General features: G+C 38.2%; 14 protein-coding genes. 8 read left to right on the top strand and 6 right to left on the bottom strand.

What is annotated here, in order from left to right:
- Positions 1-2: 2 nt before the first annotated feature.
- The 5 genes from PARC_RS12965 to PARC_RS12945 all read left to right on the top strand — a co-directional run bounded on the left by PARC_RS12965 (position 3) and on the right by PARC_RS12945 (position 5,064).
- Positions 3-611 carry a flavin reductase family protein gene (locus PARC_RS12965; RefSeq protein ID WP_010555352.1) on the top strand — a complete coding sequence of 203 codons (609 nt, stop codon included), beginning with the start codon at positions 3-5 and terminating at the stop codon, positions 609-611.
- Positions 612-643: 32 nt separating this feature from the next.
- Positions 644-2,311, top strand: coding sequence for a YHYH protein (locus PARC_RS12960; RefSeq protein ID WP_010555353.1), 1,668 nt, complete (start codon positions 644-646; stop codon positions 2,309-2,311).
- Between the two features lie 9 nt (positions 2,312-2,320).
- Positions 2,321-2,851, top strand: a complete 531-nt coding sequence (locus tag PARC_RS12955) for a hypothetical protein (protein ID WP_010555354.1) — start codon at positions 2,321-2,323, stop codon at positions 2,849-2,851.
- Positions 2,851-4,296: an ATP-binding protein gene (locus PARC_RS12950; protein ID WP_010555355.1), complete on the top strand. Its 1,446-nt coding sequence runs from the start codon at positions 2,851-2,853 to the stop codon at positions 4,294-4,296. The genes PARC_RS12955 and PARC_RS12950 overlap by 1 nt, the downstream gene beginning before the upstream one ends.
- 93 nt (positions 4,297-4,389) lie before the next feature.
- On the top strand, positions 4,390-5,064 hold the full coding sequence (locus tag PARC_RS12945; RefSeq protein WP_010555356.1) for a response regulator: 675 nt from the start codon (positions 4,390-4,392) through the stop codon (positions 5,062-5,064).
- Positions 5,065-5,091: 27 nt separating this feature from the next.
- On the opposite strand, the gene PARC_RS12940 is transcribed toward PARC_RS12945, so the two are convergent.
- Positions 5,092-5,949 (bottom strand): PA4780 family RIO1-like protein kinase, encoded by an 858-nt coding sequence (locus PARC_RS12940; protein ID WP_010555357.1) that lies wholly within the window; start codon positions 5,947-5,949, stop codon positions 5,092-5,094.
- A 311-nt stretch (positions 5,950-6,260) separates the two neighbouring features.
- On the opposite strand from PARC_RS12940, the gene PARC_RS12935 reads away from it, so the two are divergent.
- The gene (locus PARC_RS12935; RefSeq protein ID WP_007581281.1) at positions 6,261-6,536 is read left to right on the top strand and encodes an EF-hand domain-containing protein; all 276 of its coding nucleotides are present in this window, start codon (positions 6,261-6,263) and stop codon (positions 6,534-6,536) included.
- A gap of 12 nt (positions 6,537-6,548) precedes the next feature.
- Positions 6,549-7,004, top strand: coding sequence for a hypothetical protein (locus tag PARC_RS12930; RefSeq protein WP_010555358.1), 456 nt, complete (start codon positions 6,549-6,551; stop codon positions 7,002-7,004).
- 88 nt (positions 7,005-7,092) lie between these two features.
- On the opposite strand, the gene PARC_RS12925 is transcribed toward PARC_RS12930, so the two are convergent.
- The 5 genes from PARC_RS12925 to PARC_RS12905 form a co-directional block, all read right to left on the bottom strand.
- Positions 7,093-8,472 (bottom strand): FG-GAP repeat domain-containing protein, encoded by a 1,380-nt coding sequence (locus PARC_RS12925; RefSeq protein WP_010555359.1) that lies wholly within the window; start codon positions 8,470-8,472, stop codon positions 7,093-7,095.
- Positions 8,473-8,992: 520 nt separating this feature from the next.
- On the bottom strand, positions 8,993-10,933 hold the full coding sequence (locus PARC_RS12920; protein WP_010555360.1) for a putative bifunctional diguanylate cyclase/phosphodiesterase: 1,941 nt from the start codon (positions 10,931-10,933) through the stop codon (positions 8,993-8,995).
- 259 nt (positions 10,934-11,192) lie between these two features.
- Positions 11,193-12,038: a glutathione-dependent disulfide-bond oxidoreductase gene (gene yghU, locus PARC_RS12915; protein WP_007581288.1), complete on the bottom strand. Its 846-nt coding sequence runs from the start codon at positions 12,036-12,038 to the stop codon at positions 11,193-11,195.
- Between the two features lie 77 nt (positions 12,039-12,115).
- Positions 12,116-12,697, bottom strand: coding sequence for a rhomboid family intramembrane serine protease (locus PARC_RS12910; RefSeq protein WP_010555361.1), 582 nt, complete (start codon positions 12,695-12,697; stop codon positions 12,116-12,118).
- A gap of 116 nt (positions 12,698-12,813) precedes the next feature.
- Positions 12,814-13,497, bottom strand: coding sequence for a type 1 glutamine amidotransferase domain-containing protein (locus PARC_RS12905; protein ID WP_010555362.1), 684 nt, complete (start codon positions 13,495-13,497; stop codon positions 12,814-12,816).
- 157 nt (positions 13,498-13,654) lie between these two features.
- Between PARC_RS12905 and PARC_RS12900 the strand changes: the two genes are divergently transcribed.
- Positions 13,655-14,578: a LysR family transcriptional regulator gene (locus PARC_RS12900; protein WP_010555363.1), complete on the top strand. Its 924-nt coding sequence runs from the start codon at positions 13,655-13,657 to the stop codon at positions 14,576-14,578.
- Positions 14,579-14,607: the final 29 nt, after the last annotated feature.

Raw genomic sequence — 14,607 nt, 5'->3', positions numbered from 1 at the left:
GTATGTTTTTAGATTTAACTGTAAATAAAGAGCTTAATGTTTATTCGTATTTAGTTGGCGGGATCAGTCCTCGTCCAATTGCATGGATAAGTACATTAAGTAGCGACGGTGTGGCTAATATTGCTCCTTACTCATTTTTTACAGTAGCGAGTTGTAACCCACCAGTATTGAGTGTGACGCAAGTAAATCCACGCGATAAGCCAAGTAAAGATACATTAATTAACTTATTAGCGACTAAAGAATGTGTGATTAACATTGTGAGTCATGAGCAGGTTGAAAAAATGAATCAAAGCTGTGCTAATTATCCTAGTGATGTTAGTGAGTTTGATGCTGCAAATATAACTAAAATTGATAGCCAAATGGTCGCAGTGCCGAGTGTTGCTGATTCAAAAGTACGCTATGAGTGTAAGCTACGTGAAGTTATTACTATTTCAAGCGAGCCTGGCGGCGGACAAATGATGTTGTTAGACATAGTGGGTATTTGTATAGACGATGAGGTGCTTGTTGATGGTTATATTGACCCAACACTTTTAGATGCGGTAGGTAGAATGGGTGGGGATTATTATGCAACCACTAAAGACAAATTTGTACTTAAACGACCACAAATTTAGTCTTATGTTTATTCTTCCTTAGTTTGTGCACATTGTTTGCACTTTTACTTGTTAACTTTGTTTTATTAAACGTTAAAGTAAAGGTTCAAACATTGAAAACACTTCTTAAAACAAAAGCCTCTAATGTAACTAAGTTATTTGCATTAAGCGCGCTTTGCATCGCTTTAAGCGCATGTAACAGCGATTCTACAAGTACTACAACAGACGGCGAAACGGTCAGTAATAGTGCTCCAACGGTTGACGCCGGTATTGACCAAACTGTTAATGCGGGCGATACCGTTTATTTAATTTCAACAGTTGAAGATGATGGCGAAGTATCTGTTAGCTGGTCACAAACATCAGGCACTACCGTTAGCTTATCTTCAAGTACTGCAACGTCTACTGAGTTTGTTGCACCTGAGGTATTAACCGATGAAGCACTTGTATTTGAAATCAGTGCAGATGACGGCACAAACGATGTCGTTGTAGATACCGTTATAGTTAATGTTATTGCTTCATCCGACTCAGGCTCAGATACTGGTGCAGTTGATAATAGTGCAAAACTTACCAGCTGGTTAATTAACAACGATACAACCTCCACTTATATACAAAACAATGGCGCAGTGGTTGAAGATGTTCAATCAGTTGAGGTTGTTACTGTTTCTGAGGAAGATGCTGACGTTGAATACATGTACGTGCAAACAACTGACATTCCTAAATATGATGTAACGCTTACACAAGACCAAGTAGACGCGTTAAATAACCGCCCGCGTGCAGCTACCGATTTTTATAACGGTGTAACCTCAGCAGCAGTAGGGCAAACCATTTCGTTTGGTGAAGATATTGGCTATAACAGCAGCACTGAAAACTGTGATGATACAGGCGGTGCAGGCTATTGGCCTCCAGGACCAGGTTGCCCAACAGAACAAACAGTTGAGGCGTATTTTCCGATAACACCTACCGATTTATCTGACACTGAAACTTGTGAAACAGGTTTAGGTACAGTTGGCTTAATGGTTAATGGCACCAGTATATTTAACTGGGGCGATGGTATGAGCTACGGTAATAATATTTGGTATACATTAGCGCCCATTGCTGAGCAATACGATGTTGATGTGTGTGGCGGACATGCTGCTAACGGTGAATATCATCACCATTTTTATACTAGTTGCTTAGCTGATTTACTTGAAGATGATGGCGATGCGCATTCACCTATTTATGGGTTTGCAGCTGATGGCTATCCGCTTTATGGTCCTTATGAAAGTAACGGTCAACTTGCATTAAGCGGCTGGGAAATGCGTGATTATGGCGCGTCAGAAAGTGAAGGTGGTTGTGGTACTGAAGGTGAGCGAAGCTGTACTTTAGTCGATCAATACGATGTTAGCCAAGGCACACAAACAAGTGATGCAGGTCCTGCTATTGGCGCAGAAGTAACGACGCTCTCTGGTAATACATTAAATGCCGACGATGGTTATTACTTTGAAGATTTCTACTACGCACAAAAAACAGTAACCGGTGCTCAATTAGATGAGCATAACGGCCACGATACTAACGATGGCAAGGGTTATCACTACCATATAACACTAACGTTAGACAGTGATGGTAAATTACAGCCTTCTTTTCCTTATCAAATAGGGCCTCGTTTTAAAGGTCAATTAGCCGATAATTCAATTGGTCGCTGTGATACTGGCGAAACAATGGGTCCACCACCGGGAATGTAAGGAGTAACTATGCGTTATTTTAAATACGCATTGATCCTAACTACTGCTGCGCTATTGAGCTTTAAGCTCTTTGCGCAGCAGGAAATGATGGATCATAGCCATATGCCTATAGCAGTGCCAAGTGATAAGCCAATCCCGGCATTAAGCCTTAAGTTATTAAAAGATAGTATGTCGGGTTATAACTTAATTTTAGATACGCAGCGCTATGATTTATCTGTACCCCCTGAGGGCGCAATGAACATGCAGCAAATGATGAGCGTTACTACAAACGATGACACTGGCTTTTTACAAGGTCATGCTCATTTATATATAAATGGGGTTAAAATACAGCGAATTTACGGACATGCATTGCATTTACCTGCTAACTTATTTAAAAGTGGTATAAATACCGTATCGGTTACTTTAAATAATCATGGTCATATGTATTGGACCGCTCAGGGCAAAAAAATAGTTGCTACGCTGTATGTTAACGATCAAACCAAAGAGTTTATAACATACCGATTTGAAAGCTTTCCTAGCAAGGTTGAAAACACGAATTAATGAAAATTCATAATAAACTTTTTTTAATACTATTTAGTTTTACCTTTAGTGTTATTGCAGGGCTAGTAGTACTTATACAATGGAGTATAGGGCAAGGCGTAATTGATTTTGTTAATGCAAAAGAAGTAAAAGCGCTTGAACCACTTGTTGTGCAACTTGCAAAGCAATACGAACAAAACCCCTCATGGGAACGTGTTGTCGGCAATGGCGAAAATTTTAGAAAACTTATTGAATCGCAGCTAGAAAATAGCCAGTTTTTACCTAGGCCACCAGAAGGTCCAGGCCCCAGAGGGGGAATGATGCGACGGCCGCCACCCGATCATATTCGTTTAGGGGAAGAGCGCCGCCTACCACCTGAAAATATTGCTCACTACGCTTTGCTTGACGAAAATAAACAGCGAGTAGAGGGTAGATACCTCAGCGATTTAAAATATATAACAACCCCAATTACAGTGGGCGATAAAACAGTGGGTTACTTAGCTGTATCTAAAAGAGATAGCTTGGTTGATGGTTATGAGCTTGATTTTTTACAGCAGCAAACTAACTACTTATGGTTTATTGCTTTAGCCGCTGTATTGCTTACATTGCTAGTTACCTTTTTATTGTCTCGTCACTTAGTTAGCCCAGTAAAACAAATTGCTAATGGTATGCATCGCTTAACGCAAGGTAATTACGAGACCAAACTTACGCTTGAGCGAAAAGACGAATTAGGCCAATTAAGCGAAGATTTTAATATCCTTGCATTTACACTCGCTAAAGACGAGCAAGTGCGCAAACGCTGGCTTGCCAATATTTCTCACGAGCTTAGAACGCCAATGAGTATTTTGCTCGGTGAACTTGAAGCTATGCTACTTGGAATACGTGAGCCTAATGCAAAAAATATTAACTCGGCTAACGACGAGGCATTGCATTTAAAACGCTTAATAGATGATTTGCATATGCTCAATAGCGCAGAGTTAGGGGGTATGCATTACACTATGCAACCTACTGATATGGCTTTATTATTAAATACTATTGAGCAAAAATATCAGGCTGTGCTTGAACAACATAATATAAAAATTTACTTACTAAATAGCGCTAAACACATAACTGTACAAGCAGATAAAACCCGACTTTTGCAGCTGCTCGATAATATTTTAATGAACGCGGTGCACTATGCACAATGCACCACTATTTCATTAACGGCTAATAATATAAGCATTAAAGGGCAAACCTACTTAGAGCTTATAATTGAAGATAATGGCGTAGGTGTAGAGCAGTCGCATTTATCGCATTTGTTTGAGTATTTATATCGAGTAGATAGTTCGCGTAATCGCCAAGAGGGCGGTTCGGGCTTGGGCTTATCTATTTGCCAACATATAGTTAAAGGCCATAATGGTGAAATAGCTGCTGAAAAAGCCACTCTAGGTGGTCTTGCTATTATTATTAGGCTACCAACTATTTAGCTTTAGTTGATTCATATAAAAAGTACGTAACTTGAACTTTGTTTGATATGGTATTTTTATCCTAATTTTGGATTACTAATAACAGAGAACTCTATGAGCGAACAAATACTGATTGTGGAAGATGAAGTAAAGCTGGCTAACTTAATGAGTGACTTTTTAAGTAGCCATCATTTTGTTACTCATCAAATACATCACGGAAATGAAGTATTACCTTGGCTTGAAATTAACAGGCCGAGCGTAATTTTGCTCGACATAATGCTACCAGGCCAAAGTGGTATTGAACTATGTAAAGCAATCAGGCGCTTTTCAAATGTGCCTATTATTATGGTATCGGCAAAAGTAGAAGAAATAGATAGGCTGCTTGGACTTGAGTTAGGTGCAGATGATTATATTTGTAAGCCGTTTAGTTATGCTGAGCTGGTGGCGCGAGTTAAAGCTATATTAAGGCGATTAAGTAGCGCAAGTGATGTTACAGAGTCAACAATGAAGCTCGACGAGAGCACCTACAGCGTAAAATACAAATCAAGCCGCATAGAGCTAACGAACTTTGAATTTCAGCTATTTAAACCTTTGTTTAACAACCCAAATCGTATTTATTCGCGCGATAGTTTAATGGACACTATGTACGCCGATCAGCGTATTGTGAGCCATCGTACTATTGATAGCCATATTAAAAAGTTGCGTAAAAAACTAGATGAAGTGACACAAACTGAAAGTGTTATTCAGTCTGTTTATGGGGTTGGCTACCGATTTGTGCACCCGCAGTAAGAGGTATTAGTAAGCTATGACGATGAGCTATTCATCATCGTCAGCATTTTTAATTCGCTCTAAACGGTCAAACTCTTCGTATTCGGCAGCTTGAATTTCATCAAGAATAGAATCTACATCGGCAAGTTCGTCACTGTCTTCAAATTCACCAGTAAGCGTTGAATTAGGCGTTAAATTTGCTTCTTCAAATAATGCCCACATTTCTTTAGCGTATTGAGTTTTTAGTATGCTTGGCGCAAATTCACCATAATAGCGGCGTATGTTATTTACATCGCGTGCAAACATAGCTTGTGCACTGTTATTTGCTGAAGCGTTAACTGCTTGCGGTAAATCTATAATTACAGGGCCGTTATTATCTACAAGTACATTAAATTCAGATAAATCGCCGTGTATTATACCTGCGCAAAGCATAAGCTTAATGTAATGCATCATGAGTTTATGCTGCTCAATCGCTTGCTCTTCACTAAAAACGACATGTCCAAGTTGAGGGGCTACGTTACCATTCTCGTCCGACACGAGTTCCATAAGCAGCACGCCATCAATACAAAAGTAAGTATCAGGAACACGTACACCCACGCCAGCTAAACGAGATAACGCATCAACTTCGGCATTTTGCCAAATCTCTTCTTCTAATTGACGGCCATAGCTAGAACGTTTACCCATAGCACGCGCTTGGCGTCCACCACGTACTTTTCGGCCTTCTTGGTATTGTGCCGCTTTTTTAAAGCTACGTTTAACCGCGTCTTTATACACTTTCGCACAGCGAATGTGCTCACCACAGCGGACAATAAATACATCGGCTTCTTTACCGCTCATTAGTCGGCTTATAACTTCGTCAATAAGGCCATCATCAACAAGGGGTTGTAGGCGTTTAGGTATTTTCACAGATTGCCTGCTAAGTAGGGTTGGTTATTAATCATTATTTATGAAAGTGCTCTGTATTTGTTTGTTTAATTGGCTCAAGCAGTATATCAGCTTTGAGAATTAAGGGCAGTAACACTACTGCCTGAGAGTAATTAATCGTATTATTTTATTAGCTTATATATTGATTGCAAAGCAATCAACCAGAACTTTTTAAATAAGTATTTAGATTACTATTTTTTATTAAAATAATTTATTACTTCCTCATTATTTGCACATTGTTTGCGCTTTTAAAGCGTAAGCTTAGTTTAATTCTTAAATACGAGGTTATTACTATGAAGCATTTTTCAACTCTTGCCACTGTGGCAATATTATCTATTGCTTTTTCAGCTAATGTAGCTGCTCGAGGCGGTGACAATCCTCCTGAAAAACCTGACTTTTCAACTATTGATACTGATGGTGATGGCGTAATTAGCTTTGAAGAGTTTAGTGCTAAAAAACCGCCACACGGCGATGCACAAACAATTTTTGATTCTATAGATGCCGATGGTAATGGCGAAATTAGTGAACAAGAACTTAGCGATCATAAACCACCTCGTCGTGAACGCTGAAAGGATACTAAAATGATTAATAGTATTAACAGTAGTTCTGCGAATTTTATGCCGCAACAAAGTAGTCAGGCTGCAAAACTAACAACAGAGCAAAGCGATTTTGTTAAAGAAACGCTTGCAGAGTTTGACGCTGAAAACTTAACCGAAGAAAACGCGCAAAGTATTCAAGCGGCATTTAAAGAACAAGGTATTGAACCAACAAAAGAGCTTGCTGATTTAATGAGCGAACTTGAGTTTGATGCTAAAAGCATTGGTGATGCAGGACGAGTGGAAGGTCAAAGACCGCCACCGCCGCCACAAAACTCATTAGAATCAGTAGATACAGACGAAGTAGTCAGCTATTTAGATGAGCTATTAACTGAGTATTCAAGCCAGTTGTCTGATGAAGATAAAGAATCAATCCTTGCATCAGTGCAAGAGAAGTTTGGTTTAAGTGATGGCGATTCACTGCTAAATGTAACTGCTTAGGTGTTATAACTTAGAGTAAAGCTGACTGTTACTCGAAAGTCTTAAGTCCAAAGCCCAACGGTTAACTCTGTTGGGCTTTTTTATTGGCTTAATTTAAGCGTGTTTCTATTTTGCTGGTGCCATCTTCTTCGGTAAATTTAAATACAAAATCTTTTTTACCGTCTTGGTTTATGTCTACCAGAAGAATATCTTTATTATTTTTAGGCAGTGTTAGTTTTAATTTTTTACGTTTATCATTTAGGAGTGAGTCTTGCTCTCCGTAATAAATATACAGCGTTTTTTTACTGTATTTGTATACTGCGTCAATATAGCTGTCGCCGTTAATATCACCTAAATATAGGGCTGGCTCGGAATCATCGCCGTTCATTCCTACTTCCATTTCTAAATCAAGTTCTATACTCGATTTATTGGCAAATGAGCCGTCGGGTTGCTGCTTATAAATGTTCATTTCTACATCTACATCAGTACTGCCACCGCCCAATGCCATAGACGCAATAGTACCTAAGCCAATATCTAAATCCATTTTTTGTAAATCAATTAAGCCATCATTATTAAAATCAGTTTTGAGCAATAACTCACTAGGGCCTTGTGTTTCAAATAAGGTAATGGGCGTATTACTAAAGCCTTTAGCACTTCCTAGGTACAAAGTATGTGCTATTTTTATATCTAACGAATCCATACCTTGCGTTGGCTTAAACTGTCTAGTTGTAAAATCTAGAAATCCGTCGTTATTAATATCAATAATTTGCTTTATTTTGCGAGTTTCGCCATTGCTTAGCTCGCCTAATTCGATGTTAAAATCAATTGAGGTGAGCTTTTGCTCAAAGCCTTCTGAATTAGCAAGTAGTACATCTGCTCCAAAGTCATTTGAAAAAACCAAGTCGCTTAACCCGTCGTGGTTAAAATCAATAACAACGGGTTTATTGTTAATATTAACTTCTAGAGAAAGCCCTTTTCCTGAAAAGCTGCCTTCATACATAGGTGTTTGTTTAAATTTGTTAGGCTTAAAGCTGCCATCTTTATTTTGAATGTATAAAGTACTGCTTGCTAACCCAGGAATGAAAATATCGCTTAGACCGTCGTTGTTGGCATCGAAGACAAAGTCTACTTTTTCAAATTTATCTATTTTTAATTGATTTAGAACCGACTCATAATTAAACAATAGTGTTGGTTTACCAGCATGGGCTTTGTATACGCCATCACTTGTTAGTACGAGTGCTTGTTTATCGGTAATGTTAGCAAGTGTAGCCACATCAAACCCGATGGCATTTTTTGGTAAAGCAAGTTCACTACTTAGTGATGTGAGTAAATTGATGGCTTCTAATTGTTTTGATTCTTTATTATATGCAAATAAAATCTCTGAATCGGTTGATACTAATTCATCCGTTGTTTTTATTGCCATTGTTTGAGCTATAGCGCTAATGGGGGTAAGTAAAGTGATGAGTGAATAGCAAAGTGGTTTTATCATGCAAATCCCTTTTTTATATTTAGTTGTATCGTTACATTTTTATTATTCACTTATATAAGCAACATCAGCGCACAACTTAACGTAGGGTCCAGCGCTGGCGGTTTGCTAATTAGCGTAAATTTAAACGTAATACACTTATGTAAGTTGGTTTATATTTAGCCTACGCTAATAACTATGTACTGGGTGTAAGTAATTGTAAGATTATGTTTTAAGAAGGACTTGTTGACCTTTCAGGATTGAAATTTTTTCAACCCAAGGAAGATTTAATCGCGGCGCGAGGTTTGTAACCTAGTAACAAAGAGTCAATCTCCCCTAGGCAGAACCCTTCGGGCAGCGCATTTTTGGCATTTATGCTACGTTATCAACTATGTATGGTTAATAACCACACTACATAGGCTCTGCATTGCCTAAATACCAAACAGCCTGCTGCAAATTTAACCTCGAAAGATAAACAAGCCCTAATAAAAAAGGTAGTGCAAAACTCATATGGCAGTTAAGCGCTTTTAGCGGGTTTTAGTTATCAACGGCACAGCTTATTTTGCTCATTTAAATAAGCATCTACAAAATCTACTTCCATCGGTTTTGAAAAGTAATAACCTTGCAGGTGAGATACACCAATATTAGTAAGCGTGTTTGCTTGTTCAATAGTTTCAACGCCTTCGGCAACAACAGTAAAATCTAAAGATGAGGCCATTTGTACAATTGCATGAATAATACTTAACCCTCTTTTATCCATATTTTGAATAAAACTTCTGTCTATTTTTACTATATCTACACCAATATCAAGCATGCTTGATAGTGATGAGTAGCCAGTTCCAAAATCATCAATTGAAATACAAAAGCCTTGTTTTTGTAGTGCTTTCACGGCTGTCAAAAATGTGAGTTTATCTTCGGCAAATACTGATTCGGTAATTTCTATATGCAGATCTTTAGGCTCTACTTGGTGATTGTTTACTATTTTTAATACCTTAGTTACAAAATTTGGATCTTGTAATTGTATTACCGATACGTTCACGCTTACTGCAATTTTTGTCGGTAAATGGTTGAATTTATTTGCTTGTATACATGCTTGTTCTATGACCCAGAGGCCCATTTGGGTTATTAAACCGTATTGCTCGGCAATAGTTATAAACTCATCAGGGAAAATATTTTCACCGTCTAGTTGCCAGCGTAATAATGATTCGAAAGAGGTTACTTTTGATGTTTTGCTCTCTACAATTGGTTGAAATACTAGCCTTAAGCTGTTTTCTTCTATGGCACTGGCTAGGCGTTGACTCAACAGGTACTCTCTTTCTTGTTTTAATTTGAGAGAATCGTTATAAATATTGATATTACCTTTAGCCATGCGTTTTTGGTGATACATTGCAGTATCAGCAGAGCGAATTAAAGTATTAAAATCACTCCCGTGCTCAGGATACATGGCAATACCAATAGTTGCAGATACCCATTTTTGATATTTATATGTTTCATGCTCGGCACCAATGCTTTGAAGTACTTTATCTGCAAACTCGATAAGCTCAGCTTGTTTTTGATACGTTGCTAAAATTAAAAACTCATCCCCGCCCCATCGGCATTTAAAAAGCTGTTGATTGCATACATTACTAATTCTTCGTGCTATTTCTTTTAATACTTTATCGCCTACTTTATGACCCAACGAATCATTTATTTGTTTAAATCCATCTAAATCTACGAATAATAAAGCAAAGGGTTCTTGAGGGTTGTCTGCTAGTTGTCTGTTTGCATTTTTTAAAAATGCGGTTCGGTTTAATAGATTTGTAAGTGGATCGGTATTCGATAAACGGTAAATTTCTTCTGTGCGTTGCTCAACCTTGTTTTCCATTTCGTTAAGCAGCTCTCTGTTTTGGTTTTTGAGCTTTATTGCGCTGTGTGTAAATGTGGCTGATTTGTACGATGAAGCCACCATAATAGTAGTAAATGCTAGGCCTAAAATACCGAGGACAGAGTTGTAGTTTTCGTTAGAAAAGGTTAATAAAAAAGAGTAGGGCGCCAGTAAAATAATGCTATAGAGTACAGCGGTTACTCGACTTCCTGAAAGCAGATTTGCAGAGCCTCCTGCAAAGGCAGATAAAATAGCAATAGTAGTTGTAGTTTCTATTGCTGATGAGGTGCTATGAAACCAAAGTGCATACCCACACCACGATAGCGCAGTTAAAATACACCCGGTTGAAAATCTTTTTGAGTATGTGTCAGCATTAAATAACGGGCTATCCTTTTTGGTTTTATAAAACCACATTACATCAATAGCGCGAGCTGCTAATAAGACAACCATAATGCTTAGCCAAATACTTTTTTCGTAGGATATTTTCTGGTTATTTAAATCAAAAGCAAACACTAATATAAAACTGACTACAATCGAAATGGCAATGCCAGAGATGGCATTGGAGTATAAAATTTTAACGGATTCTCTGCGTTCTTCACTATTTAGATTTTTATATGGCACTAAGTAAAACCTTATACAAAAGTCACTCCAACTAGCGATGGAGAAACGTTTAAGAAATACACCAGATATTTCAGATGAACAAAAGCGTATTAAACATCGATTAGTTAGGCTCTAATCCTGAGTATAGGAATAAATATAGTTTATGAAAGCAAAAAAAAAAGTTAGCGCAGTAAAAAGGCCCAAAATAAATATTTATTTTGAGCCTTAAAATTATCAAGCAGGTTAAAGTGTTAACGACTTTACTTGCTGTTCTATAGATTTAACCTTCGAAATCACTATCGTTATGGCGCTCTGCCATTTGCTCTTCTTCAGGACCCCATGTGCGATTTACGCGACGACCGCGTTTTACAGCAGGGCGTTCTGATATTTGTGTAGCCCAGCGTACAACGTGAGTGTATGAGGCAACATCTAAAAACTCTGCTGCATCATATAAAGCTCCAAGCACTAACGATCCGTACCACGGCCAAATTGCAATATCGGCAATTGAGTATTCATCACCTGCCATGTATTCATTTTCGCTTAAATGGCGATTTAACACGTCAAGCTGGCGTTTAGTTTCCATGGTAAAACGGTCAATAGGGTATTGCATTTTACTTGGTGCGTAGCTATAAAAATGACCAAATCCGCCACCTAAGTAAGGCGCTGAGCCCATTTGCCAAAATAGCCAGTTACGACACTCTGTTTTAGCTTTTAGATCTTTAGGTATAAGTACATCAAATTTTTCAGCCAAATACTGTAAAATAGAACCTGATTCAAAGATGCGAGTAGGCGGCGTGGTTGAATGATCCATTAGCGCTGGGATTTTTGAGTTTGGATTAATATCAACAAAGTCAGATCCAAACTGATCGCCATCACCTATGTTTATTAAATATGCGTCATAGTCTGCATCGGTGCAACCAAGCTGTAAAAGCTCTTCAAACATGATTGTAGCTTTTTGGCCATTAGGTGTCGCAAGAGAATAAAGCTGAAATGCGTGCTCACCAATAGGTAGAGTTTTGTCATGAGTCGCGCCTGCGATTGGGCGGTTAATGCTGGCAAACTTACCGCCACTTTCACTTTCCCACGTCCATACTTTTGGTGGCGTGTATTCGTTTTTATCACTCATAAATAACCTCTGTTAGATGAAATACATATATGGTAAATGTGGCCATAAAAAATTAATTAAAGCCCCTAATACTTAATTTACCGACCTTTTAATTTATCGGCTTTTGCTAATCTATAACCTAAAAACAACCCGCTTAGCGCTCCAAATAAATGGCTTTCAAACGATACATGATAGCGCTGAGGTAAAACACCCCATATAAAACCGCTATAAAGTATAGCCACTACAACTGCAATTATAATTGATTTTAATGAGCGTCTTACTAAGCCGTAGCATAGAATAAAGCCCCATAAACCATATATAACACCGCTTAAACCAACATGTATGTTACTGCGCCCAAATGCCCAAACTAAGAGTCCACCGACTAGAGCGGTAAAAATAAATACGTTATAAAAACGTTTTACGCTGTACTGGCAAATTAGCCAGCTTAATACTACAAATGGGATCATATTACTGGCAAAGTGCCACCAGCTACCATGTAAAAAAGGTGCGCATAGTATGCCAATTAATCCTTGGATACTGCGTGGATATATGCCTAAACCATTAAGATTTATGCCAGGTAGACTATTGATCACCTGTAGTACGAAGCAAATAACAACAATACTAAATATTGCGAAACGGGTACTCGTTAGTAATGACAGTGTGGTTGGCTTGGTTGCCATATAATCGCCCTAATTGACTTTAAGAGTTGCCAGTATAGGAATTGTATTTGCTAATGAAAAGCAATTAAAAAAGCACAGCATAAAATGCTGTGCTTAATTTTAATTATTACTCACTATTAACCTAATTTAGTTAATAGTTTTTTTGCAGCTAGTTCAGAGCTTGCTGGGTTTTGGCCGGTAATTACTAAACCGTCTTCTAGTGCTAATACACCCCAGTCGTCAGTTTTTTGATAATCGCCACCTTTTTTAATTAGCTCGTCTTCAACTAAAAATGGCACGATATCGGTAAGTTGCACTGCAGCTTCTTCAGAGTTAGTAAAACCAGTTACTTTTTTACCCGCTACTAATGCATTGCCATCAGCATCTTTAACATTTAAAAATGCAGCACTTGCATGACATACCGCAGCAACAGGCTTTTGCTCTTTAATAAAGCTTTCGATAAGCGAAATTGAATCTGTGTTGTCAACTAGGTCCCATAATGGACCGTGACCGCCTGGGTAAAATACAGCGTCAAAATCGCTAGATTTTACTTCACTCAACACTTTAGTGTTTGCCATAAGTGTTTGTGCTGCGCTATCGGCGTCGTAACGTTTAGTTGCATCTGTTTGAAAATCAGAAAGTGTACTTGTCGGATCAATGGGTGGTTGACCGCCAGCTGGAGACGCTAATGTTACTTCAACGCCTGCATCAACAAATGCATAATAAGGGGCTGCAAATTCTTCTACCCAAAAACCTGTTTTTTCGCCAGTGTTACCAAGTTCTGCGTGAGATGTAAGAACCATAAGTATTTTTTTAGACATTGAATATATTCCTTCTGATGATTTAAATTAGTTTATCTTGCTTACCAATTACTATATGCACTAACAGAGCTTTAAACAACGATGATAAATTTAACTTTATTGGTTTAATAATTGATACAATAGAAGGGTTGAATTTAAAACACGTTACGGAGCACATATGAAGGTGTCGTTTGAGCAGTTAAAGAGCATGGTTGTATTTGCGCAAATTGTAGAGCAGGGCAGCTTAACCGCTGCCGCTAAACAGTTAGGACTTACGCGAGCCGTAGCAAGTTATCATTTAAAAAAGTTAGAAACCCAGCTTGAAGTCACTTTATTAAATCGCTCAACTCGCACAATGGCGCTGACTGAAGCGGGTATTGCTTATTATGAGCGTTGTAGAATAATTACCGAACAAGCTAATGCAGCTAATCAGCAAATAGAAAATATAAAGAGTGAGCCACAAGGTTTACTTAAAATTAGCTGCCCTGTGAATGTGGGAATGCAGCTAATTGTGCCCGCAATAAATACGTTTAAGCGCCAATACCCTAAAATTAAAATAGACTTACAGCTTACTGACGATGTGGTTGATATTATTAAAAATGGGTTCGATTTTGCAATTAGGGGTGTGGCACTGAGTGACTCCAACTTGCAAGCAACCAAGCTGACTACGATGAGCACTTGTATTTGTGGCGCGCCGGATTACTTTACACATTTTGGTAAACCTAAAACACCTTTAGAATTGGCAGATCATCAATGGGTGGTTTATCAGCTAGGAAGTAAAACGTTAACACTTTCAAAAGATGGCAAAAAACACGACATTGCAATGCAAGGCGCCTTAAGTACTAATAACGCAGCTGCACGTACTGCCTTTGTAGAAGCGGGGCATGGAATTGGGCGTATTCCGCTTTACGATGCGTGGCCTAAAGTACAAGCTGGGCTACTTGAAATAATATTAGATGATTATAAAAGCAAAGATATTGAACTGTACGGGGTATTTCCGCCAGGAGCTGCGGGTTCTAAAAAGCTACGGTTATTTATTGATTACTTAAAAGCGTATTTTGTAAAACAGCATACCGCCTTGGGTATGCTGAAAAGCGTTTAATTATTTTCGCTTTTAAAGCATTTATAAAA

The organism is Pseudoalteromonas arctica A 37-1-2 (assembly GCF_000238395.3).
Taxonomy (GTDB): domain Bacteria; phylum Pseudomonadota; class Gammaproteobacteria; order Enterobacterales; family Alteromonadaceae; genus Pseudoalteromonas; species Pseudoalteromonas arctica.
This window is presented reverse-complemented; position numbering and strand designations above follow the sequence as displayed.

What these genes read in the sequence shown, in the direction of transcription:
- PARC_RS12965 (WP_010555352.1), top strand. Translation starts at nt 3, where the DNA reads ATGTTTTTAGATTTAACTGTAAATAAAGAGCTTAATGTTTATTCGTAT.
- PARC_RS12955 (WP_010555354.1), top strand. Translation starts at nt 2,321, where the DNA reads ATGCGTTATTTTAAATACGCATTGATCCTAACTACTGCTGCGCTATTG.
- PARC_RS12950 (WP_010555355.1), top strand. Translation starts at nt 2,851, where the DNA reads ATGAAAATTCATAATAAACTTTTTTTAATACTATTTAGTTTTACCTTT.
- PARC_RS12945 (WP_010555356.1), top strand. Translation starts at nt 4,390, where the DNA reads ATGAGCGAACAAATACTGATTGTGGAAGATGAAGTAAAGCTGGCTAAC.
- PARC_RS12935 (WP_007581281.1), top strand. Translation starts at nt 6,261, where the DNA reads ATGAAGCATTTTTCAACTCTTGCCACTGTGGCAATATTATCTATTGCT.
- PARC_RS12930 (WP_010555358.1), top strand. Translation starts at nt 6,549, where the DNA reads ATGATTAATAGTATTAACAGTAGTTCTGCGAATTTTATGCCGCAACAA.
- PARC_RS12925 (WP_010555359.1), bottom strand. Translation starts at nt 8,472, where the DNA reads ATGATAAAACCACTTTGCTATTCACTCATCACTTTACTTACCCCCATT.
- yghU (WP_007581288.1), bottom strand. Translation starts at nt 12,038, where the DNA reads ATGAGTGATAAAAACGAATACACGCCACCAAAAGTATGGACGTGGGAA.
- PARC_RS12910 (WP_010555361.1), bottom strand. Translation starts at nt 12,697, where the DNA reads ATGGCAACCAAGCCAACCACACTGTCATTACTAACGAGTACCCGTTTC.
- PARC_RS12905 (WP_010555362.1), bottom strand. Translation starts at nt 13,497, where the DNA reads ATGTCTAAAAAAATACTTATGGTTCTTACATCTCACGCAGAACTTGGT.
- PARC_RS12900 (WP_010555363.1), top strand. Translation starts at nt 13,655, where the DNA reads ATGAAGGTGTCGTTTGAGCAGTTAAAGAGCATGGTTGTATTTGCGCAA.